At 61.7% G+C, this 21,681-nt stretch carries 19 protein-coding genes; 4 read left to right on the plus strand and 15 right to left on the minus strand.

All coding sequences use genetic code 11. The annotated features are described in order from the left end of the window. Positions 1-89: 89 nt before the first annotated feature. From BKP54_RS23455 to BKP54_RS23510, 12 genes are all read right to left on the minus strand, one after another. Entirely contained in the window at positions 90-1,064 is a 975-nt protein-coding gene (locus tag BKP54_RS23455; protein WP_057206530.1) for a D-glycerate dehydrogenase, read from the minus strand. Between the two features lie 226 nt (positions 1,065-1,290). Then, positions 1,291-2,409: a branched-chain amino acid ABC transporter substrate-binding protein gene (locus BKP54_RS23460; RefSeq protein ID WP_025428142.1), complete on the minus strand. Its 1,119-nt coding sequence runs from the start codon at positions 2,407-2,409 to the stop codon at positions 1,291-1,293. Positions 2,410-2,524: 115 nt separating this feature from the next. Further along, positions 2,525-2,869: a DUF6867 family protein gene (locus BKP54_RS23465; protein ID WP_025428143.1), complete on the minus strand. Its 345-nt coding sequence runs from the start codon at positions 2,867-2,869 to the stop codon at positions 2,525-2,527. A gap of 24 nt (positions 2,870-2,893) precedes the next feature. After that, positions 2,894-3,619, minus strand: a complete 726-nt coding sequence (locus tag BKP54_RS23470; RefSeq protein ID WP_025428144.1) for an ABC transporter ATP-binding protein — start codon at positions 3,617-3,619, stop codon at positions 2,894-2,896. Next, on the minus strand, positions 3,616-4,503 hold the full coding sequence (locus BKP54_RS23475; protein WP_025428145.1) for an ABC transporter ATP-binding protein: 888 nt from the start codon (positions 4,501-4,503) through the stop codon (positions 3,616-3,618). The genes BKP54_RS23470 and BKP54_RS23475 overlap by 4 nt, the downstream gene beginning before the upstream one ends. Continuing rightward, positions 4,503-5,888: a high-affinity branched-chain amino acid ABC transporter permease LivM gene (livM, locus tag BKP54_RS23480; RefSeq protein WP_084815021.1), complete on the minus strand. Its 1,386-nt coding sequence runs from the start codon at positions 5,886-5,888 to the stop codon at positions 4,503-4,505. The genes BKP54_RS23475 and livM overlap by 1 nt, the downstream gene beginning before the upstream one ends. Before the next feature lie 4 nt (positions 5,889-5,892). Beyond that, positions 5,893-6,795: a branched-chain amino acid ABC transporter permease gene (locus tag BKP54_RS23485; protein WP_057206532.1), complete on the minus strand. Its 903-nt coding sequence runs from the start codon at positions 6,793-6,795 to the stop codon at positions 5,893-5,895. A 291-nt stretch (positions 6,796-7,086) separates the two neighbouring features. Beyond that, entirely contained in the window at positions 7,087-9,513 is a 2,427-nt protein-coding gene (locus BKP54_RS23490) for an FAD-dependent oxidoreductase (RefSeq protein WP_084815022.1), read from the minus strand. Between the two features lie 243 nt (positions 9,514-9,756). Next, complete coding sequence (locus BKP54_RS23495) at positions 9,757-10,311, minus strand: sarcosine oxidase subunit gamma family protein (RefSeq protein ID WP_025428149.1); 555 nt, start codon at positions 10,309-10,311, stop codon at positions 9,757-9,759. Positions 10,312-10,321: 10 nt separating this feature from the next. Next, complete coding sequence (locus BKP54_RS23500; RefSeq protein WP_025428150.1) at positions 10,322-13,279, minus strand: sarcosine oxidase subunit alpha family protein; 2,958 nt, start codon at positions 13,277-13,279, stop codon at positions 10,322-10,324. After that, a complete protein-coding gene (locus tag BKP54_RS23505) occupies positions 13,276-13,554 on the minus strand; it encodes a sarcosine oxidase subunit delta (protein WP_025428151.1) in 279 nt (92 codons plus the stop codon). The genes BKP54_RS23500 and BKP54_RS23505 overlap by 4 nt, the downstream gene beginning before the upstream one ends. A gap of 185 nt (positions 13,555-13,739) precedes the next feature. Then, positions 13,740-14,990: a sarcosine oxidase subunit beta family protein gene (locus BKP54_RS23510; protein ID WP_025428152.1), complete on the minus strand. Its 1,251-nt coding sequence runs from the start codon at positions 14,988-14,990 to the stop codon at positions 13,740-13,742. A 228-nt stretch (positions 14,991-15,218) separates the two neighbouring features. Between BKP54_RS23510 and cysQ the strand changes: the two genes are divergently transcribed. Then, positions 15,219-15,995 (plus strand): 3'(2'),5'-bisphosphate nucleotidase CysQ, encoded by a 777-nt coding sequence (cysQ, locus tag BKP54_RS23515; protein ID WP_025428153.1) that lies wholly within the window; start codon positions 15,219-15,221, stop codon positions 15,993-15,995. Between the two features lie 163 nt (positions 15,996-16,158). Here cysQ and BKP54_RS23520 read toward each other — a convergent pair whose 3' ends face one another. Continuing rightward, entirely contained in the window at positions 16,159-16,536 is a 378-nt protein-coding gene (locus tag BKP54_RS23520) for a response regulator (protein WP_025428154.1), read from the minus strand. A 271-nt stretch (positions 16,537-16,807) separates the two neighbouring features. On the opposite strand from BKP54_RS23520, the gene BKP54_RS23525 reads away from it, so the two are divergent. After that, positions 16,808-17,320, plus strand: a complete 513-nt coding sequence (locus BKP54_RS23525; protein WP_025428155.1) for a DNA starvation/stationary phase protection protein — start codon at positions 16,808-16,810, stop codon at positions 17,318-17,320. Positions 17,321-17,391: 71 nt separating this feature from the next. Here BKP54_RS23525 and BKP54_RS23530 read toward each other — a convergent pair whose 3' ends face one another. Next, entirely contained in the window at positions 17,392-18,147 is a 756-nt protein-coding gene (locus BKP54_RS23530; RefSeq protein WP_057220857.1) for a Crp/Fnr family transcriptional regulator, read from the minus strand. A gap of 212 nt (positions 18,148-18,359) precedes the next feature. On the opposite strand from BKP54_RS23530, the gene BKP54_RS23535 reads away from it, so the two are divergent. Together BKP54_RS23535 and BKP54_RS23540 are read left to right on the plus strand one after the other, a co-directional pair. After that, positions 18,360-19,217 carry an SDR family NAD(P)-dependent oxidoreductase gene (locus tag BKP54_RS23535; RefSeq protein WP_025428157.1) on the plus strand — a complete coding sequence of 286 codons (858 nt, stop codon included), beginning with the start codon at positions 18,360-18,362 and terminating at the stop codon, positions 19,215-19,217. 95 nt (positions 19,218-19,312) lie between these two features. Continuing rightward, a complete protein-coding gene (locus BKP54_RS23540; RefSeq protein WP_025428158.1) occupies positions 19,313-20,869 on the plus strand; it encodes a VOC family protein in 1,557 nt (518 codons plus the stop codon). Positions 20,870-21,117: 248 nt separating this feature from the next. Here the strand turns inward: BKP54_RS23540 and BKP54_RS23545 are convergent, their stop codons facing one another. Further along, positions 21,118-21,681 (minus strand): NADPH-dependent FMN reductase, encoded by a 564-nt coding sequence (locus BKP54_RS23545; RefSeq protein WP_025428159.1) that lies wholly within the window; start codon positions 21,679-21,681, stop codon positions 21,118-21,120.

Consider the following 21,681-nt stretch of genomic DNA (forward strand, 5'->3'; position numbering starts at 1 on the left):
GAGGCGCCAAGTCAAGCTATTGTTTTGCAAAGAAAATCGGCAAGGTGATTGCTTTATGGGCAGCGTTTGCCCATCAAACAGCCACCATCTCAGGCGACCCTATCCGGCGGCTCTCGCCCCTCGAAGAAGGCGGTGATGTTGTCGACCACCTTCATGCCCATCGCGACGCGTGTCTCCTCGGTCGCGCTGCCGAGATGCGGCAGCAGAACGACATTTTCGAGCGCCCGCAGGCCCTCCGGCACATTCGGTTCCGCCTCGAAAACATCGAGGCCGGCGCCTTTGATCACTCCGTTCTTCAGCGCCTCGATCAACGCCGGCTCGTCGACCACATCGCCGCGCGCGGTGTTGACGAGATAGGCGCCCTTTTTCATCATCGCCAGCCGCTCGGCATTGATGAGGTGCCGGTTCTCGCCACCGCCGGGGCAGTGCAACGAGACGAAATCCGCAATCGCAAGCACCTCGTCGACGGTACCGAGCTGGCGCGCGCCATAGCGTGCGGCTTCCGCCGCATCGACACGCGAGCGGTTGTAGAACACCACCTCCATGTCGAACCCGAAATGGCAGCGTTTTGCCATCGCCTTGCCGATGCGGCCGAAACCGATGATCCCCAGCGTCTTGCCGGTCACCTTGCTGCCAATCATGTGGGTCGGCCGCCAGCCGGTCCATTCGCCGGCCCTGATCTGACGCTCCCCTTCGCCCGCACGCCGCGCGACGGCAAGCAGCAGCGTCATGGCGATATCGGCAGTGCAATCGGTCAGAACGCCGGGCGTGTTGGTAACGGCGATGTTTGCGGCCTTGGCGGCGGCAACATCGATGTGGTTGTAACCGACACCATAGTTGCCGAGGATCTTTGCCCTGATGTCGCCGCCGTCGAACAGGCTTGCCGGCAGGCGGTCGGAGACCGTCGGCAGCACCGCGTCAAAGTCGCGCAGCGCCTTTGCCAGCTGATCGGCCGACATCGGTACGTCGCTCTCGTTCAAGACGACATCAAACCGCTCGGCCAGCACGCGCTCCACCGCTTCGGGCCAACGGCGGGTGACGAGAATGCGCGGCTTGGAACTCATGGGACAACCTCTAAAAACAGAATCGTTCGGCGATAGTGCACGAAATGACGGCGAGAGACAGCCCGCGCGGCCCAACGAAAGAGGCCCGGTGCAATGCCTTGCCGAGGCGAAGTCCGACGAGAATCATCGCCATCCCCGTTAACACCCGTCCAGAAACAAAAAGCCCGGCGATCGCTCGCCGGGCTTTCGAAGTTCTGACGTGGTTCAACGAACCTCGAAGCGAGATTTACTCGTTTTCGAAGTAGCTGTACTTGCCGTCTTCACCCTTCTTCCAGGTGTACATGACGTAGTCCGGACGGGTGATGTCGCCCTTTTCGTCATAGCCGAGTTCGCCAATTGCGGTCTTGAACGGGCCTTTGGCCTTGATCGCTTCGGCAACGGCCTGCGGATCGGTCGTGCCGCCAGCCTTGGCAGCTTCGGCGACAACCTGCAGAGCAGCGTAGGCGTAGAGCGTGTAGGCTTCCGGTTCGAAGCCGGCGGCGCGGAACTTCTCGACGAGTTCCTTGGCAGCCGGGTTCTTGCGCGGATCCGGAGCAAACGTCATCAGCGTGCCGTCAACAGCGTCGCCTGCGATCGAGGCCAGTTCGTTCGAAACGATACCGTCGCCCGACATCAGGGTAGCCTTGAGGCCCTGGTCCTTCATCTGGCGCATGATCAGGCCAGCTTCGGTGTGCAGACCGCCGTAGTAGACGATCGAGACGCCGGCTTCCTTCATCTTGGCGATGAGGGCCGAGAAGTCCTTGTCGCCGGTGTTGATGCCTTCATAGAGGGCTTCATTGAGGCCGGCTTCGTTCATCGACTTCTTGGTTTCGTCGGCAAGGCCCTGACCATAAGGGGTCTTGTCGTGAATGACGGCGATCTTGGCGTCCTTGTGGTTGGCGGCAAGGAAGGCGCCGGCAACTGCGCCCTGCTGGTCGTCACGACCGCAAGTGCGGAAGGTGTTCCAGAGGCCGCGCTCGGTGAACTGCGGGTTGGTGGAAGCCGGCGTTACCTGGAGAATGCCGTTTTCGGCATAGACTTCCGAAGCCGGGATGGACACGCCCGAGTTGAAGTGGCCGACAACGAACTTCACGCCGTCAGCGACGAACTTGTTGGCGACCGAAACGCCCTGCTTGGCGTCGGAAACGTCGTCGCCGAGTACAACCTTGATCTGTTCCCCATTGATACCGCCGGCAGCATTGATGTCTGCAGCAGCCTGTTCGGCACCTTTCTGCAGCTGTGCACCGAACGCAGCGTTCGGGCCGGTCAGCGGGCCAGCAACGCCAACGAGAATATCAGCCCATGCGGTGCCGCTGAAAGCGACCATTGCCGACAGCGCAACGGCCGACAGAAGAGACTTTTTCATTTTGTTACTCCCAATTATCCGAGCGGGTCTCGTTACCAACCTGCGCAATGCCCACCGTAATTCGCGCCGGTATTTCTTTCGCACCGGCCGCGGCGGCCGGCGCGCGCTGTTCCCATTATTTGGCTTTCCAGGAGAAAGGCGAAGCCTTCTCATAGAGCCAATAGTAGTTATTGGTCATTTGCTTGGTCCGGTAGTACCGGAAACCTGCGGTAGCAAACAACAAAAGTACGACCGTGTCCACGATATAGTAATGCAGACTGAACATCGTACCTCCGAACAGGGCGTGGTGCACGAAGCGGATCCCAAGCCCCAGCAGCGCCACATAGACGAAGAGGCGCGGAAGCTCCTCCCAGCCCTCGGCGACGCTCTTTCCCGTTCTCCACGCGGTCCAGCCGCCCAGAACACAGGTGATGAAAAGAAACTGCCAGACCGACACTTCTTCGTAGAGAATACCCTGCATGTCACAAACTCCAGATGCGGCGCATCAATGGCGGCCGCCTTCGAGATAGGCCGCGCGGACTTCCGGATTGGCGAGCAGTTCCTTGCCCGAGCCGCTCATCGTCACGCGGCCGTTGACCATCACGTAACCGCGGTCGGAAAGCTTCAAGGCGCCGAACGCATTCTGCTCGACGAGGAACACGGTCAGTCCCTCTTCCTTGTTCAGCTTCTTGATGGCTTCGAAGATGCCCTTAACGATCAGCGGCGCCAGGCCGAGCGATGGCTCGTCCAGCAAAAGGAGCTTCGGGCGCGCCATCAGCGCGCGGGCGATCGACAGCATCTGCTGCTCGCCGCCCGAAAGCGTACCGCCGCGTTGAGCCTGGCGCTCCTTAAGTCGCGGGAACAGCGAGAACACCTTCTCGGCGTCCTCGTTGAAATGTTTGAGGTTGTCGAGGCTTGCGCCCATCTGCAGGTTTTCGAATACGGTCATGCGCGGAAAAATGCGACGGCCTTCCGGCGACTGCGCGATGCGAAGACGCGCGATCTCGTGCGTCGGCATGCGGGTAATTTCCTCACCTTCGAACATGACCGCGCCGGTGCGCGCCTGCGGGCTGCCGCAGATCGTCATCATCAGCGTCGACTTGCCAGCGCCGTTGGCGCCGATCAGGCAGACGATTTCACCGCGATGCACTTCGACGTCGACGCCGTTCAGCGCCCGGATATTGCCGTAGTAGGTCTCGACGGCCTTTACTTGCAGCAGAGGCGCGCTCATGGCTTGGATCCTCCCTGTCCGCCTTCGATTTCCTCGATTTCTTCGATCACCTCTTCAACCTCTTCATCCTCGACACCCAGATAGGCCGCAATGACCCTCGGATCGTTCTTCACGAAATCCGGGTTGCCGTCGGAAATCTTCTGGCCGTATTCCAAAACGACCACGTGGTCGGAAATCTCCATCACCACCGACATGTCGTGCTCGATCAACAGGATCGAGGTGCCGGTTTCGCCGCGGATACCCTGCAGCAACTCGTTGAGCGCCAGCGATTCACGCGGATTGAGACCGGCTGCCGGCTCGTCAAGGCATAGGAGTTCCGGTCCGGTGCACATGGCGCGGGCGATTTCGAGCCGCCGCTGGGCGCCATAGGGCAGATCGCCGGCCGGGTCGTCGGCACGATCGACCAGCGACGCCTTTTCCAGCCAATGGCGGGCAAATTCGATCGATTCTTTCGAGGCCTGCTTGTAGGCGGGAAAGCCGAGCAGTCCGAGGAAGGTATAGCCCGACGCCTGCATCAGCTTGTTGTGCTGTGCGACCAGCAGGTTTTCCAGCACCGTCAGGCCGGAGAACATCCGGATGTTCTGGAAGGTGCGCGCGACCTTGGCGTGCTTGGTGATCTCGAAATCCGGCAGGCGCTCCAGCAGATATTCCTTACCGGACTTCTGCTTCATGGTGATCATGCCCATGGTCGGCTTGTAGAAGCCGGTGATGCAGTTGAACACCGTGGTCTTGCCGGCTCCGTTCGGGCCGATCAGCGCGGTGATGTCACCGCGATAGGCTTCGAAGGAGAAGTCGTTGATGGCCATGAGACCGCCGAAGCGCATCGACAGGTGCTCAACCGAGAGAATGGGATCTTTTGTCATTGTCGTTGTCTCGAGGGCCATCAGCCATGCCCTTCCTTGGTGAAGCTGCCGGAGATCGCCTTGCGTTCGCGCAGGAACGCTGTCGGCTCACGCGAGCCGACAAAACCGCGCGGCTTCCAGACCATCACGACGACCATCGCCAGGCCGAAGATCAGCATACGGTAGAGTTCAGGCGTGAAGTCCGGTCCGAAGATCGCCTTCAGGAAGGAAAGCTCGCGCAGGATTTCCGTGCCGCCGATCATCGCCACCGCGGCGATGGCGATACCGGTGAGCGAACCCATGCCACCGAGAACAACGATCGCCAGAATGACCGCGGATTCGAGGAACACGAAGGATTCCGGCGAGACGAAACCCTGGCGCACGGCGAAGAACGAACCTGCGATGCCGCCGAACATGGCGCCCGTTGCAAAGGCGGTAAGCTTTGTCGTGACCGTGTTGATGCCGAGCGAGCGGCAGGCGATCTCGTCCTCGCGCAGCGCTTCCCAGGCGCGGCCGATCGGCATCCGGCGAAGGCGGATGGTGACGAAGGCCGTCAGCATGCAAAGGCCAAGGATCAAATAGAACAGGAAGATCTTGTAGTAGGCCGACGACATGGGGAGCCCCATCATCGCTGCAAAACCATCCTTGGAAGCGTCGAACTTGATGCCGAACAGGGTCGCCTTGGCGATGCCGGAGACGCCGAACGTTCCCTTGGTCACTTCGGTCCAGTTTATGAGGACAAGCCGTATGATTTCCCCGAAGGCGAGCGTGACGATCGCCAGGTAGTCACCCCTTAGCCGCAAGACCGGGAATCCGAGGACCATGCCCCAGCAGGCCGAGAGAATACCGGCAACCGGCAGCAGAACCCAGAAGGAGAGCCCGAAATAAGTCGACAGCAGCGCGTAGGAATAGGCACCCACCGCGTAGAAGGCGACATAGCCGAGGTCCAGCAGACCTGCCAGGCCGACGACGATGTTGAGGCCCCAGGCGAGCATCACGTAGATCAGGATCTGGACGCCGAAATTGTCGACCCACTTCAGCGAGCCCTGCGCACCGACGAGCGCCACGATCACAGGCGGATAGAGAACGAGCGCAATGATCGCGATCTTCGAGAAATTGCACTTGAAGAAGCTCTCTTCCCTAACGACCTCCTCCGCTTCGGCCTTGGCGGCCTTGCGGCGCGCCATTGCCGGCTGGATATAGGCGACCATCAGGAACCGGCCGACGGCGGCGACGATCACGAAGATCGCAAGCAGACCCCAGCGCTGGTTGAGGACCAGCTCGTTGCGAATGTTCTGGTCGCTCTTCAGGCCGACGAACAAGACGAAGAGGCCGAGAGAGATAAGGCCCGCGAAGACAGCCTCGCGCAGGGCCCGCGCCGTCAGATCACTGCCGGCGCTTGCAGATGTAGAAGCAATGTTTGCCATTGATTTATACCTTCTCGACTTCCGGTCGTCCGAGTATGCCAGACGGCTTGAAGATCAGGACGATTGCGAGAATGGAGAACGTCGCAACATCCTTGTAGTCGATGGTGAAATAAGCGGACCAGAGGGACTCGATGAGGCCGATCAGCAACCCGCCGAGAACAGCGCCCGGCAAGGAGCCGATGCCGCCAAGAACAGCTGCAGTAAAGGCCTTGACCCCCGGAACAAATCCGTCGGTGAAGACGACCACACCATAATACATCAAGTACATGGTGCCGGCGACAGCAGCGAGCGCTGCGCCCATGATGAAGGTCACCGAGATGGTACGGTCGACGTCAACACCCAGGAGGGCCGCCATCTTGCGGTCCTGTTCCGTTGCGCGCTGAGCGCGCCCGAGCGGCGTCTTGTTGACGATGTACCAGAACACGGACAACAGGATCGCCGTGATGATGATGATGATGATCTGCTTCAGCGAGATCGTGATGCCCAACACCTCGTAAACCGAGGAAACGAGCGGCGGGATCGGCTTGTTGCGCGGTCCCTGCGTCACCTGGATGAAGTTCGACAGGGCGATCGACATGCCGATTGCCGTGATTAGCGGAGCCAGGCGGAACGAACCGCGTAGCGGCCGGTAAGCCACCCGCTCGATGGTCCAGTTCCAGAGCGCCGCCGTCAGCATGCCGACGATCATCATCAGCAACAGGGCAAGTACAACCGGTATGCCAGCCATGAATGTTGTGAGAAGCAGAAAGACAATCAAAGCGGCAAAACCGCCGAGCATGAAGATATCGCCGTGGGCGAAGTTGATCATGCCAATGATGCCGTAGACCATGGTATAACCAATTGCGATCATACCATAAATAGACCCAAGAGTCAGCCCATTGACGAGCTGCTGGACGAAATACTCCATCAATCTTCCCCTGGACCAGATCCATAAGGTCCGGTCTCTTGTTTTTTGAGCTCATTGTTGAGCGTTCTGTTGATCGATTCCATACCTCTTTCAAACGAAAAGAAAAGCTAAAAAACGTGGGAGCGGCAAAATCTTCGCCTATAAAATCGATTTGACGCTTTTGAAGTCATAAAAAACAAAAAAAATGCACGTCTCGCCTGGGGAATAGTCAACTTTAGTCTAAAACCGCGTGCAATCCGGCCTGTGGATGAATCGGCAAGCAACAAGACCAGCTCGCCGATTTGCCTCCCGTCAACCACGCATGCGCTCACCGTTTGCGTCGAACAATGGGTAGGGTTGCAACCGCGCCGGCAGGATCTCGCCGAGCAGTTCGATCGCCCAGCCTGCCTCTTCATCAGCGATCTCCTTGGGCACGTAACCAAGCGCCACCGACACCCCGCTGGCGTGGGCATAGCCGCCGGATGTCACCCAACCGCGCACCGCGCCGTCGAAATAGATCGGTTCGTCGCCGATGACATCGGCATCGCGCGTCTCGAGCAGGAAGGTGCGCAGACGAAGCTGTCCGCCTTCTGCCTTCTCGCGCATTGCCGCCGCCTTTCCGATGAAACCCGCCGGTTTACCGAGCGCCACAAACCTGCCAAGGCCGGCCTCCAGCGGACCGTAGAGCGGCCGAAACTCGCGCGACCAGCTGCCGAACGATTTTTCGACCCTGAGGGCATTGAGGGCGCGAAGGCCAAACAGCCGGATGCCGAAGGCCGCACCCTTTTCCAGGATCAGATCGAACAGGTAGCGCTGGTATTCCGGCTTCATCCAGATCTCGTAGCCGACGTCACCGGTATAGCTGACCCGACCGACGATCGCCGGCGCCATACCGAGATTCATCCGGCGAATATCCATGAACGCAAAGGCCTTATCACCGACGTCGAGATGGGTCAGCGCCGCCAGCACGTCCCGCGCCTTCGGCCCGGCGATCGACAGCCCGACAAGCTCCAGCTTCAACGGACGGATCGAGACCGAGCCATTCTCTGGCAGGTGCGCCTCGAACCAGCGCATATGATAATCCTCGGCGATGCCGGAGCCGATGAGGAGGAAATCCTGTTCACCGAGCTTGGCGAGCGTGAAGTCGCCGATCAGCTTGCCATCGTCTTTCAGCATCGGCGCCAGCGACATCCACCCCACAGCCGGGATACGGCAGGCGAGCATCCCATCGAGCCAGGCTTCCGCCCCCGCCCCCTTGATCTCGTATTTGGCAAAGCCGGAGGTTTCCATCAGCCCGACAGCGGCGCGCACCGCGCGGGCTTCGTCGCCGACCGTGTCGAAATCGGTCGAGCGGCGCCAGGAGAAGTGATCCTCGACACCGGCAGGTGCAAACCACAGCGGCGTTTCCAGGCCATAGGAAGCACCGAACACGGCACCGGCCGCCTTCAACCGGTCATAGATCGGCGTCGTGAGCAGCGGCCGTGCGGCCGGCAGCTCCTCGTTCGGATAACGGATGGAAAAACGGCGCGAATAGTTCTCGCGCACCTTGGCGTTGGTATAGGCAAGCGTGGCGAAATCGCCATAACGCGCCACGTCCATGGCAAAGACGTCGAAGCCGGGATCGCCGTCTATCATCCAGTTGGCAAGCGCCAGGCCGACGCCGCCGCCCTGGCTGAAGCCGGCCATGACGGCACAAGCCGACCAGAAATTGCGCAGCCCCCGCACCGGCCCGACCAGCGGGTTTCCATCCGGCGAAAAGGTGAAGGGCCCGTTGATGACCTTCTTGATGCCGGCTCTGTTGAAGGCCGGGAAATGCCGGAAGCCGACCTCGAGTTCCGGCGAGATGCGGTCGATGTCCTCGGCCAGCAGCTCATGGCCGAAATCCCAGGGTGTCGTCACCGGCGACCAGGGGCGGCAGGCTTTCTCATAGGTGCCCATCAACATGCCATTGCGCTCTTGGCGCAAGTAAATCTCGCCATCGAAATCGACACAGTGCATCAGCTCCTTGCCGCGCGTCTGGTTGAACTCGATGACCTCGGGCATATCTTCGGTGATGAGATACATATGCTCCATCGCCAGAACGGGCAGCTCCAGCCCGACCATGCGGCCGACCTCGCGCGCCCAGAGGCCCGCGGCGTTGACCACATGCTCTGCAATGATTTCGCCCTGATTGGTGATGACGCGCCAGGATCCGTCCTCGCGCTGCACGAGATCCTCGACCTTTGTGTGCAGATAGATCTCGGCCCCATTCTTCTTGGCCGACTTGGCATAGGCATGGGTCGTTCCATAGGGATCGAGATGGCCCTCGACCGGGTCGAACACCGCGCCAACGAACTGATCTGGATCCAGCAGCGGCATCAGGTCGTGCGCTTCCTTGGGCGTCAGCAGCTCGGCCTCGAGCCCCATGTAGCGGCCCTTGGCGAGGATCGACTTCATCCAGTCCAAACGCTCCTTGGTCGCGGCCAGCATCATGCCCGACGTCATGTGCAGGCCGATGTCCTGGCCGGAATATTCCTCGATCTCCTTGTAGAGTTCGACGGTGTATTTCTGCAGCTTGGCGACGTTGGGGTCGCCGTTGATCGTGTGCATGCCACCGGCGGCATGCCAGGTCGAACCGGAGGTCAGCTCCGATCGCTCCAGCAGCACCACGTCGGTCCAGCCGAACTTCGTGAGATGGTAGAGGATCGAGCAACCGACAACGCCGCCACCGATCACGACGACTCTGGCATGGCTTTTCATGCGCACACTCCGCTTTCCCGCGCATCCGGGCGAAGCGCGGCTCAGTTTTCAGGAAGAAAGGGTCAGGCACGACTACCGCCCACCCGGTCTGTTCAGGCACGGGAACAGCGTGCGGCGAGCAGGGCAAAGCCTAGTCAGAAAGATGGCCGCGTTAAAGACGTGGCTGCGAAGAACGCTTGTCCGTTTCCGCCATCTGCTGGCGGGTTGGCGACCCAAATGCGGCATTCGATGCCGCATTTGATTTTAGTCGGAAAAAGCGGCCGAAAGGTCGAACGCGCGGCCCATCGCCATCAGGTCGTCGAAGAGCGATTCGGCAAAGCTGCGCGAAACGATCAACTCGAATGCGTTCTCGCCGGTGCGCGCCAGGTTGATGCCGATATGGCCGCAAAGCACATTGGTGCTGCCACCCAGTGCGAAGGCCGCAGGGTGGAGATCGACGCCGATGCCCTTGGCCAGGATCTGCCGCACGGACGGCCCGGAGAGGCGCAACAGAACGCGGCCGTCGCTCTGGTCGACGACATGCGCCTGCGTGCCACACAGCATATCGAGACGGCGCATGAGCCCGACTGGCGTATCGACCTGCGACACCACCAGCCACTCGCCGGGTCCGCAATAACGCAACGACAGGTCGGGTGTCGACGAAAGCGCCCGTTGTACCGCCGCTTCAAGTCCGACATGGGCGAGCACAGTCGCGATTGCCTGCCAATGGCCGACCTCGAGGTGATCCGCATTCGCGGGCTTCGGGGTGCCGCGCAGCTTCTGGTCGAGCGCATGGCGGTTGTTGTAGTCGCGAACCATCACCGCCTCCTCAGGCTTTCAGCTTCTTGTTTTCGGGATCGACGAACGCCGGGTCGCAGACCTCGGCGATGACCTCGTGATCGCGCAGCTTGTCCCAGACGACGATCTTTTCGCCGTAGCGCTCGCGCCCGGACTTGAGGAAGGCAAGCGCGATGTGCTGCCCCAAAACCGGCGAATAGCCGGCGGAGCTGACCCAGCCCTGATCGTTGAGCGTCGACGGCTTCATGCCTTCTTTCAGAAGATGAGCGCCGGCACGCATGTCCTTGTCCTTGTCCACCGGCCTCAGCCCGACAAGCTGCATACGGTCTGCCGCCGTCAGGCCGTAGCGTGCGGACAGATGTTTGCCGATAAAATCGGGTTTCTGCGCCGAAAACATGCGCCCAAGCCCGGCATCGTCGGGTGTCACGCGGCCGTCGAATTCCGCATGAGTCAGAAGCCCCTTTTCAAGCCGCAGCACGTTCAATGCCTCGACACCGTAGGCGCAGATATCATGCGCTCGCCCGGCCTCCATGATCTGCTCGGCAACCGCTTCACCGTAACCGGCGGGAACGGCAAGTTCGAAGGCCAATTCGCCGGAAAATGAGATGCGGAACAGCCGGGCGTGGATGCCGCCGCGAAGCGCCGTTGCGCGTGCCGACAGGAACGGGAAAGCCGTTTCCGAGATATCCTCGTCGACCAGTTGCTGCAGCACATCGCGCGCCTTCGGGCCGGCAATCGCCATCTGCGCCCACTGATCGCTTGACGAGCAGAACCTGACCTTGAGATCGGGCCACAGCACCTGCGCGCAATAATCGATGTGGGACATGACCGCGCCGGCCATGGCAGTGGTCGTCGTCACGAAGAAGTGGTCCTCCGCCAGCCGGCTCACGGTGCCGTCGTCGAAGACGAAGCCGTCCTCGCGCAGCATCAATCCGTAACGGGCCTTGCCGACCGGCAGCTTCAGCATGGCGTTGCAATAGAGCCGGTTGAGAAACTCCGCCGCGTCAGCTCCGAAAACCTCGATCTTGCCGAGCGTCGACACATCGCAGAGCCCGACATTGGCGCGAACATTGAGGACCTCGCGGTCGACGCTTTCGCGCCAGGTCTTTTCGCCGGCGCGCGGGAACCAGGCCGAGCGGAACCAGAGGCCGGAATCGACGAAGGTCGCGCCGTGCTTCTTCGCCCATTCGTGTAGCGGCGACTTGCGGGTCGGCGTCGCGTGGCTGTCGCGGGATGTCCCCGCCAGCGCACCGAAGGAGACCGGCGTGTAGAACGGCCGGAACGTGGTCGTGCCGACCTCGGCCGGACTCACCCCACGCATGCCGGCGAGAATGCCGACCGCATTGATATTGGAAAGCTTGCCCTGGTCGGTCGCCATGCCGCTGGTGGTATAGCGTTTGGCGTGCTCCACATGGCCGAAACCCTCGCGCAGCGCGAGACCGAGATCCTTCGCGTGCACATCGTTCTGGAAATCCACGAAGGCCTTCGACTTGGCGCCGGGCACATACCATACAGCAGCAAACGAAGGTTCAACCTCGGGCTCAGTCACCGGCAGCAGTGCTGCGGCCGCGTTGAAGCCAAGCTCTGAGGCAATCGCAGTCGCCTTCTCGGCACCGTCGCGCAGGCAGCCGGCAAGCGTGTAGACACCATTGGCCGCTCCAGCGACCCGAAGGGCATTGCCGACATCGGGTGCTGCGAATGCCTTAAGGGTATCCGACCACACCGGCCGAGCGCCGCGCTGGCAGGCGAGATGAATGACCGGGCTCCAACCACCGGACATGCCAAGCGCATCGCAGGCGATCAGTTCCTCAAAGCCCGAGCGCTCGACGACGATGCCCGACAGCCGCCTCCTGCCCCTGGTGTCGACGATCGAGCCGGAGCGGATCACCCGCACGCCATCGGGTGCGACATCGTTGGTCTCCGGTCGGCTGTCGATGATAGTCGAAACCGCAACGCCCTTCGCCGACAGGTCGCGAGCCGTGCGATAGCCGCTGCTGCCGCTGGTGAAGATTGCAACCGACTTGCCGGCAGAAACGCCATAACGCTTAGCGTAGGTCGAAACGGCGCCGGCCATCATCACGCCGGGGCGATCATTGCCGCCAAACACCAGCGGCCGCTCTTCAGCGCCGGTCGCCAGCAGAGCGCGCTTGGCGGCAATGCGCCACACGCGTTCGGTCGGCAGCTTGGTCGATGGCTCGGCCACATGTTTCTGCACGCGCTCGACCGCACCGAAGACATTGTCGTCATACCAGCCGAAGACCGTGGTGCGCGGCAGAAGCGTGACGTTTTCGAGTGACTTCAGTTCAGCGACGGCACGATCTGCAAACGCGGGCGCCGACGCACCGTCAACCGTTTCGGTTTCCGACAGCAGCGATCCGCCGAGGCGAAAATCCTCATCCGCCAGGATAACGCGAAGCCCGGCGCGACCGGCCGTCAAGGCGGCCATCAGACCCGCCGGTCCGCCGCCGACGACGAGCAAATCGCAGAAGGCCCAGGATTTTTCATAGCTCTCGGGGTCGCGTTCCAGCACCGCCCGCCCGAGACCGGCGGCCCGCCGGATCACCGGCTCATAAAGCTTTTCCCAGAGCTGGCGGGGCCACATGAAGGTCTTGTAGTAGAAGCCGGCGCCGAGAAACGGCGAAAGCAGGCCGTTGACCGCGCAGACATCGAACCCGAGCGATGGCCAGCGGTTCTGGCTCTTCGCCGTCAACCCGGCATAGAGCTCGGCGACCGTCGCCTTGGTATTCGGATCGCTGCGGGCGCCCGAACCAAGGGTCACGAGCGCGTTCGGCTCCGACGGCCCGGCACTGACGATGCCGCGCGGCCGGTGGTACTTGAAGCTGCGGCCGACCAGCATCTGGTCGTTGGCAAGCAAGGCAGAGGCAAGCGTATCGCCGGCAAAGCCGCGCAGCGGGTTGCCGTCGAAGGTGAAGCTCAGCACTTTGCTGCGATCGACAAGACCGCCGGCGGACAGGCGATAAGCGGTCATCGCTGCGCCTCACGCGCCGCGGCCGCACCGTCGACAGCCGAATAGACCTCATGGGTGACCGTGTCGCGTTCGACAACCAGGAACCGGCGACAGCCGGCAACATGATGCCAATGTTCTACCGTTCGGCCGCGTGGGTTGGCGCGCACATAGACATAGTCATGCCAGGCTTCATCCGAGGCTGAAGGCGCCGGCCGAATGACCGACGCATCGCCACGGATTGCGAACTCTTCCTTCGGGCGGACCCCGCAATGGGGACAGGTGATCAGGCTTGCCATTGTCTTCCGTATCCTGGAGCCTCAACACAGCTCCCTCAATATTCCTGGTCAGCCGGATGGTCGTCATCCGGCTCGCGCCGATCTAGAGCGCCGTGCGTTCAGATGAACGCACAAAGGACGCTCTAGCACTTTGATTCTAGAGCATCTTATCCGCTTTCAGTGATTCCACTTGAAAGCGGGATGCTCTAGTGAAGATTGGGCTGCGGCCCGGCCCCTGCCTCGTCGACCGCATAGCCCCGCGCGAAACGATCGAGCCGCAGGGCGCGCGCCACCGGGTGGGTGTCGTTCCTGGCGATGAGATGCGCGAAACAGTAGCCCGAGGCCGGCGTCGCCTTGAAGCCGCCGTAGCACCAACCGCAATTGAGGTAGAGGTTGTCGATCGAGGTGCGGTCGATGATCGGCGATCCATCCATGCTCATGTCCATGACACCGCCCCAGGCGCGCAGCACCCGGACGCGCGACAGGCCGGGGATCATCGACACCCCCTCCTCCATCACATGTTCGGCCGTCGCTAGATTACCGCGCTGGGCATAGGAGGAGTAACCGTCGATCTCGGCGCCGAAGACCAGTCCGCCCTTGTCCGACTGCGAGATATAGAAGTGTCCGCCGCCATAGACGATCACGTGATCGATGCACGGCTTCAGCCCCTCGGTCACGAAGGCCTGCAGCACGTGGCTTTCGAGCGGCAGCTTCAGGTCGGCCATCTCGCCGACGCGCGAGGAGTTGCCGGCCGCTGCCAGCGCCAGCTTGCCGCAACCGATGAAGCCCTTTGACGTTTCCACCCCGGTGACGACGCCATTCTCGCGGCGAATGCCGGTCACCTCGCAATGCTCGATGATGTCGACGCCGTGCTGGTCCGCCCCGCGCGCATAACCCCAGGCGACGGCGTCATGGCGGGCGGTGCCCGCGCGCCGCTGCAGGAGGCCCCCGAGGATCGGGTAGCGCGCATGATCATAATTGAGGAAGGGGATCATCTTCTTCAGTTGTTCGCGCTCGATCAACTCGGCCGCAACCCCTTCCATCCACATCGCGTTGCCGCGCCTGACATAGGCGTCGCGCTGGGCGTCGCTGTGGTAAAGCATGATGACGCCGCGCTGGGAGAGCATGACGTTGTAGTTCAGGTCCTGCTCAAGCCCTTCCCAGAGCTTCATCGAGAATTCGTAGAAGGGTTCGTTGCCGGGCAGCATGTAATTGGAGCGCACGATCGTGGTGTTGCGGCCGACATTGCCCGATCCGAGATAGCCCTTTTCGAGCACCGCGACGTTCTTCACGCCGAATTCCTTGGCGAGATAGTAGGCGGTCGCAAGACCATGGCCGCCGCCACCGACAATGATTACGTCATAATGGGATTTCGGCTGAGGCTGTCGCCATTGCGGTTTCCAGTTCAGGTTTCCGGAAAGGGCGTTCCTGACGATCGAGTATGCGGAATAACGCATGAAGTCATCCAGTTCAGTTGCGTCGGCACATTTGCACAGCCGGCGCGAGGAGCAAAGATGCAAGCTTCTCGCAGCTGCAAAAATCAAGCCGGCCATTTGCCGCAAGGCACGAAAACTCGCGTAACCGGCGCCTGCGACACGACATTTCGTAGGAACCGTCTAAAACTATGGGCAACTTCTGTCGTTGAGTGTGGTATGGCCCGACAAAGGCCCGAAAGACGACAGGCAATGCTCGACATTCTGCAAAAATCCGCGATCGCCGCCGGGCGCGCCATCCTCGACATCTACAACGCCGGCCCGGCAGTGACCTACAAGCCCGACTGTTCGCCCGTGACGGACGCCGACGCGTGTGCGGAGCGCATCATCCTGGCCGATCTTGCCGCCGCCTTTCCTGACATTCCCGTCGTGGCTGAGGAATCGGTCGCGGCCGGCTCCATCCCCGACATCTCAGGCAAGTCATTCTTTCTCGTCGACCCGCTCGACGGCACCAAGGAATTCATCGGCCGCCACAACGACTTCACCGTCAACATCGCGTTGATCGAAAACGGCGCGCCAGTTGCCGGCGTCGTCTACGCTCCGGCACTCGGCATCCTCTACGCCGCCGCCGGCGGCAAGGCACTGAAAGCAGTGGTCTCCGAAGCCTTTCACGTCGGACCTGAAACCGTGATCGGCTGTCGCAGTCGCGGCGATCGGCTGGTGGCGCTTGCGAGCCGCTCGCACAACAGTGCCGAGACCGTTGCCTATCTCGCCGAACATGGGATCACCGACTACGAGGCCGTCGGCTCCTCGCTCAAGTTCTGCCTGCTGGCCGACGGCCTTGCCGACGTCTACCCGCGCTTCAGCCGTACGATGGAGTGGGACACGGCCGCCGGCGATGCCATCCTGCGCGCGGCCGGCGGCGAGACGCTGACGATGGAAGGCACGCCGCTCACCTATGGCAAACGCAATCAGACGAGCGACAGCGATTTTGCCAATCCCTGGTTCGTCTCCCGCGGCAAGACCTGAGGCCGGAATCGGCCAGAACGAGCGTCATTACGATATGGACGTGAGACCGGTAACGCCTCGCCGCCACGCGATGTCATTTCACCATCGCCACCGCCGCTCTCAGCCGGTGGCTTGATGCAGAACCCGGCGAGATTAAGAGACCGAGGCTACGGCTCTAGCCGCCTCACCGCCTGGTGGCCGTGGCGATCAGGTTGCCGATCGAACTCTCGTTGAATGGCTTGTCGATCCTTGGGATACCCCGCAGATGCGCCGGGAAGATCTCCGCGTCGCCGTAGCCGCTGGTAAAGCCGAAACACAAGCCGCGGGCGAGGATCGCATCCGCTACCGCAAAGCTGGTCTCATCCTCGAGATTGACGTCGAGGATGATGAAATCGAACGACTGGGCGGCAATCAGCTTCATCGCCTGATCGGCGTTGGCGGCGATCTGGACATCGCTGATACCCATCGATTTCAGGATTTCTTCGGCATCCATCGCGATGATGAAATTGTCTTCCAGAACGAGCACTGTTCTGATCGACGGTGGAATCTCGATCGTTGGCATTCGGTCCACCTTTCGCGAGAACCATGCGCCGGCCGCAGAAGCGGTCGCCGCATTCAACCTTGATCTATAGACCCCGCGAACCCACCCGGCATTTAAAAAAGACATGTCGGGCACCCCCAGCGATTTTGTCGCATCTCTACCCGCGCCAGCGAAGGAACAAGGCGCGCTGGGGGGCGTTCAATAGGAAGCGGCGCATCGCCGGCTGAAAGCTGCATTCGCGGCCGCGTCTCGATACTCAGGATGAATTTCCGAAACGGATTGGAGAAAGATCATGGCACAGGCAGCCTCCGTGCTGAAACCGAAGGTCAAGGACGAGGAATTCGACATCGGGCTGAAGAAGGCCTATCGCCAGCAGATGGCGGCCGCGCTCTCCGACATTCTCGCCGACACGTACAAGCTTGTCATCAAGAGCCACATCTATCACTGGAATGTCGTCGGTCCGCTGTTCAAGCCGCTGCATGAACTGACCGAGGAACACTACAACACACTGTTCAAGGCCACCGACATCATCGCCGAGCGCATCCGCGCGCTGGGGCACCTGGCGCCGGCAAAGCTTGGCGAGGCCAATCAGTTTGCGCCGACCAGCGCCTCGGTGAACCACACGACCGCCGCCGAGATGGTCGCCGACCTCATTGCCGACCACGAGGCTGCGGCCCGACGCATGCGCGACGCCGGCACCAAGGCCGACGACAACGGCGACCTGGTGACGACGGACATGCTGACCGACCGGCTCAATTTCCATGAGAAGGCGCTGTGGATGTTGAGAGCGATCGTCGCCGCCTGACGACCGATGAACGGTGTCACCGAGCCCCGCCGTCCGGCGGGGCTTCTTGCATATCAGTCCAGACCGAAGCGTCAGATCAGCGGCCGCTTGGCCTCGCTGAAACCTTCCCAGCCGGCGATCGTCAGCAGGCCGTCGATATCGCGAACGTTGCAGCCCTTGTCCGCCCAGCGGATCATGCCACGCTCGGCCAGCTTCTTCAGTGTCTTGTTGGTATGGACGATCGAGAGGCCGAGCGTATCGGCCACGTGCTGCTGCGTAATCGGGATCGCCACGCGGCTGCCGTTGAAGAGGTCCAACGCCTTGGCACGCTGATAGAGAAAGGCGATGAGATAGGCGGCACGTTCCAGCGCCGACCGGCGGCCGATGCTCAAGAGGTTCTCGTCGAGGATGCGCTCTTCGCGCGCGGCGATCCAGGTCAGGTCATAGGCGAGATCAGGATAGCTGCTATAGAGCCGATTGAGCTTGCCGCGTTCGAAGACGCAGAGCGTGACAGGCGAGAGGGCCTCGATCGAATGCTGCATCTCCCCCATGAGGCTGCCCTGTAGTCCAACGAGATCGCCGGGCATGATGTAGTTGAGGATCTGCCGGCGCCCGTCGTCGAGCATCTTGTAGCGAAATCCCCAACCGCTCAGCACGGTAAAGAGATGGGCGCTGTGTGCGCCTTCCACCAGGATCGTCGCCCCGCCGTCGACTGCGAGTTCCCCTGTCTTGAACTGTGAGACGAAGGCCAGCTCGTCCGCGGTGAATGCCCGGAAATGATCGAGCTTGCGCAAGGGACAGCTTTCGCATGGGATGCGTTTGTCGTTGCGGGTTGCCGTTCCTGCCATCAATCCATCCGATACCTGTTGCGGCAGGCCACTCTGGCTACCGATGGTTCTTATCGGAACTAGTGTGCCCGGTCGGGGTGACAAGGTTTGGCGTGCTGAAAACGGATAGATTTCAGGCGCTTCAACGCTAGGCGCAACGGACCACAGTGATGGACAGGCGCCTCCTTGCGCCCTATCTCTTGCGTTCGATCCTGACCGCTGGAGCTTCCGCCATGTCTCACCCCGCCTTTGCCCCCGATCACCTTGCCGTCGTCACCGGCGCCGCTTCCGGCATCGGCCTTGCCAGCGCCCGCCGTTTCGCGCGGCTCGGCATGCGTGTCGTACTCGCCGATCTCGACGGCGAGCGCCTGACGCGAGCTGCAGCCGAGGTCGCAGAGTTGTCGTCGCAGGGCACGGACTATGTTGCAGCCATCCCGGCGGACGTTTCTCGCCTTGAAGAGATCGAAGCGCTGGAGCGCGACGCCCGCGCGCGCTTCGGGCCAGTCCATGTGCTGATGAACAATGCCGGCATTCAGCCCGGCAGCGCGATATTCGGCCCGCAGGCAAACTGGGAGGCGGTACTCGCCGTCAATCTCTGGGGCGTCATCAACGGTTCACGCGTCTTCGCCTCGCACATGACCGCCCATGGCCAGCCGGGCGTCATCATCAACACCGGCTCGAAGCAGGGCATCACCACGCCTCCCGGCGACCCCGCCTACAATGTTTCAAAAGCCGGCGTGAAGGCGTTCACCGAGGCGCTGGAACATGAATTGCGCAACATCGCCGGCGGCCAGGTCCACGCCCATCTGCTCATCCCCGGCTTCGTCTACACGTCGCTGACCGCAAGTGGCCGCACGGAAAAACCGGAAGGCGCCTGGACGCCGGATCAGACAGTAGACTTCATGATGGAAAGCCTTGAGCGCGGCGACTTCTACATCCTCTGCCCGGACAACGACGTGATCCGGTCGACTGACGAGAAACGTATTCTGTGGGCAGCCGGCGACATCGTCGAGAACCGGCCGCCGCTGTCGCGCTGGCACCCGGATTATGCCGACGCCTTCAAGGCCTTCCTCGCCAAGGAGCGGAGCTGACTTTTCCGCCCACGTGAACACAGCGTTCTCCGCCGCGGTTCTGGCGCCAGCGATCCGCATGTGGTTTGTGAGCGCATCATATCGGGAGACGAAAAATGACGAGCGGCATCCACCACATCACGCTGATTGCTCGCAAGGTGCAAGCGAACGTCGATTTCTACGTCGGCTTCCTCGGCCTGCGCCTGGTAAAGCGAACCGGCGGCTACGAGGATGCCACCCAGCTCCATCTCTTCTACGGCGACGCTGAGGGCTCCCCCGGCTCGCTTGTGACCTTCCTGATGTGGGAGGACGGCGCACCCGGCCGCGTTGGCCACGGCCAGCCAAGCGAGATCGCCTTTGCCATCGCGCCGGAAAGCATCGGCTTCTGGCTGACGCGGGCGCTCCAGTACAACATCAAGATTTCCGGTCCTGCCCAGGAATTCGGCGAACCGGTGCTGCGGCTCAAGGATCCCGACGGCGTCATCGTCAAGCTCGTGGGAACCAATGCGCTTTCGGCAGCGGCACCATGGAGCACGCGCGACATTCCCCAGGCAGACGCGATCCGGCGCCTGCGCGGAGCGACGATCCTGACGGAGCAGCCGGCCGACTCCGCCCGTTTTCTCGCGGAGCACTTCGGCTATAGCGAAACCGGCGCCACCGACACGATCCGCCGCTTCACCTCGCAATCGGGCGACATCATCGACGTGCGCGACGCCACCGGTTTCTGGACATCGGCACCCGGCACCGGCACGATCGACCATATCGCCTTTCGCGCCCCGGACAAGGAAACCGTTCTGAAGGTCCGCGACGACCTCAAACGTGACGATGCCGGCGTCATCAACGCCCACGACCGCAAATACTTCTATTCGCTTTATGTCCGCGAACCCGGCGGCTCGCTCTACGAGTTTGCAACCGACAAGCCCGGCTTCACCGTCGACGAGCCGAAGGAGACGCTCGGCACGGAGCTGTTCATCCCCGCCCATTTTGCCGACCGCACTGCGGAAACGCTGGTCAGCTTGCCGCAGTTCGCGCTGCCGGGGGAGCCGCGCCTGGCGGAGCGGGACCTGCCCTTCGTTCATCGCTTCTATCATCCGGAGACGCCCGACGACCGCACCTTCGTGCTCCTGCACGGCAGCGGCGGCAACGAGACGCAGCTTCTGCACCTCGCCCATCAGGTGGATCACGACGCCACGCTGCTCGGCGTTCGCGGTCGCTCCACCGAAGAAGGCTCGCCGCGCTGGTTCCGGCGCTATTCCTCGACCACCTTCGACCAGAGGGATGCGCGCTCGGAGGCCGACGCCTTTGCGGCCTTTCTTGAAGGCGCGCGCGATGGCTACGGTATCGATCTCTCAAAGGCCGTTTTCATCGGCTATTCCAACGGCGCCAACCTGCTGGGCGCGCTGATGACCTTGCATCCAGGCCTGATCCGGCAGGTGGTGTTGATGCGCTCGATGGTGGTTCTCGACGATATGCCGACGCCCGATCTCGCCGGCACGAACATCCTGCTTTTGACGGGCAAGAGCGACGGCTACGGCCAGTTTGCGCCGCGCCTCAAAACTGAGCTGGAGAAGACCGGCGCCAGGCTCACGGCCATCGATCTCGACATGGGGCATGAAATCGGCGCTCCCGATATCGCTGCCATCCAGCAATGGCTGACAGAAAACAGCGTCTGAGGGCTCGCGGACGAAGGAAGAGTTCGCGTTGGCAGCGTAGCAGGCGCACCCTCCATTCTCTCCGTCATGCTCGGGCTTGACCCGAGCATCAGGCTTGACCCGAGCATCCACGGCCTCAAGGCTTTGAGCCACGTTGCACCGACGGTGCGCGCGCAGATGGATCCTCGGGTCAAGCCAGAGGATGACAAAATTCGGTCTTTCGCCACCTCGTGGGAGGCTAGACAAGTGTCCCCTCAGGACTGAAGCCCTTAATTCCCACTCTTTGCCGCAGCAAAGTCTGCGAAAGCCTTGACGAAGGCGCGCAGACGGTCGCTCGCGTCCGTGTCCGTCAGCAGCCCGTCCTGATCGAACAGGCTTTCCGCGCGCGGCAGCATCAGCCGCTTGCCCGACCACAGCTCGGCGCCGAGCGTACGCATGACCGGCAGCCAGGCGTTTTGGCTGAGGATCGTGCCGAAATTGCCCGGCGACGCACCTGCGAGCGCAAAATGTCGCCCACGAAACACCTTGGCGATATCGGCCGATGGCCGGCTCAACCAATCGATCGCGTTCTTGAAAACCCCCGGCATCGAATTGTTGTATTCGGGTGTGAACAGGATCACGCCGTCGGCTGCCATGATCTTCTGTTTCAGCGCGGTAACGGCCTCGGGGATGCCGTCCCTGGCCTCGACATCGCCGTCATAGAGCGGAATGCCATGCAGCGTCGCGGTTCCGAATTCGACACCATCGGGCGAGGCTGACGCGGCAGCCTTCATCAGGCCTGTGTTGAACGACGCCTTCCTGAGGCTTCCTGAAATGCCGAGGATTTTCACCAT

It is taken from the genome of Ensifer sp. 1H6 (assembly GCF_001976035.1).
Taxonomy (GTDB): Bacteria; Pseudomonadota; Alphaproteobacteria; order Rhizobiales; family Rhizobiaceae; genus Ensifer; species Ensifer canadensis.

Bases quoted from the DNA above. Each gene is read 5' to 3' on its own strand.
- BKP54_RS23455 (WP_057206530.1), bottom strand. From the start codon at position 1,064: ATGAGTTCCAAGCCGCGCATTCTCGTCACCCGCCGTTGGCCCGAAGCG.
- BKP54_RS23460 (WP_025428142.1), bottom strand. From the start codon at position 2,409: ATGAAAAAGTCTCTTCTGTCGGCCGTTGCGCTGTCGGCAATGGTCGCT.
- BKP54_RS23465 (WP_025428143.1), bottom strand. From the start codon at position 2,869: ATGCAGGGTATTCTCTACGAAGAAGTGTCGGTCTGGCAGTTTCTTTTC.
- BKP54_RS23470 (WP_025428144.1), bottom strand. From the start codon at position 3,619: ATGAGCGCGCCTCTGCTGCAAGTAAAGGCCGTCGAGACCTACTACGGC.
- BKP54_RS23475 (WP_025428145.1), bottom strand. From the start codon at position 4,503: ATGGCCCTCGAGACAACGACAATGACAAAAGATCCCATTCTCTCGGTT.
- livM (WP_084815021.1), bottom strand. From the start codon at position 5,888: ATGGCAAACATTGCTTCTACATCTGCAAGCGCCGGCAGTGATCTGACG.
- BKP54_RS23485 (WP_057206532.1), bottom strand. From the start codon at position 6,795: ATGGAGTATTTCGTCCAGCAGCTCGTCAATGGGCTGACTCTTGGGTCT.
- BKP54_RS23490 (WP_084815022.1), bottom strand. From the start codon at position 9,513: ATGAAAAGCCATGCCAGAGTCGTCGTGATCGGTGGCGGCGTTGTCGGT.
- BKP54_RS23495 (WP_025428149.1), bottom strand. From the start codon at position 10,311: ATGGTTCGCGACTACAACAACCGCCATGCGCTCGACCAGAAGCTGCGC.
- BKP54_RS23500 (WP_025428150.1), bottom strand. From the start codon at position 13,279: ATGACCGCTTATCGCCTGTCCGCCGGCGGTCTTGTCGATCGCAGCAAA.
- BKP54_RS23505 (WP_025428151.1), bottom strand. From the start codon at position 13,554: ATGGCAAGCCTGATCACCTGTCCCCATTGCGGGGTCCGCCCGAAGGAA.
- BKP54_RS23510 (WP_025428152.1), bottom strand. From the start codon at position 14,990: ATGCGTTATTCCGCATACTCGATCGTCAGGAACGCCCTTTCCGGAAAC.
- cysQ (WP_025428153.1), top strand. From the start codon at position 15,219: ATGCTCGACATTCTGCAAAAATCCGCGATCGCCGCCGGGCGCGCCATC.
- BKP54_RS23520 (WP_025428154.1), bottom strand. From the start codon at position 16,536: ATGCCAACGATCGAGATTCCACCGTCGATCAGAACAGTGCTCGTTCTG.
- BKP54_RS23525 (WP_025428155.1), top strand. From the start codon at position 16,808: ATGGCACAGGCAGCCTCCGTGCTGAAACCGAAGGTCAAGGACGAGGAA.
- BKP54_RS23530 (WP_057220857.1), bottom strand. From the start codon at position 18,147: ATGGCAGGAACGGCAACCCGCAACGACAAACGCATCCCATGCGAAAGC.
- BKP54_RS23535 (WP_025428157.1), top strand. From the start codon at position 18,360: ATGTCTCACCCCGCCTTTGCCCCCGATCACCTTGCCGTCGTCACCGGC.
- BKP54_RS23540 (WP_025428158.1), top strand. From the start codon at position 19,313: ATGACGAGCGGCATCCACCACATCACGCTGATTGCTCGCAAGGTGCAA.
- BKP54_RS23545 (WP_025428159.1), bottom strand. From the start codon at position 21,681: ATGGTGAAAATCCTCGGCATTTCAGGAAGCCTCAGGAAGGCGTCGTTC.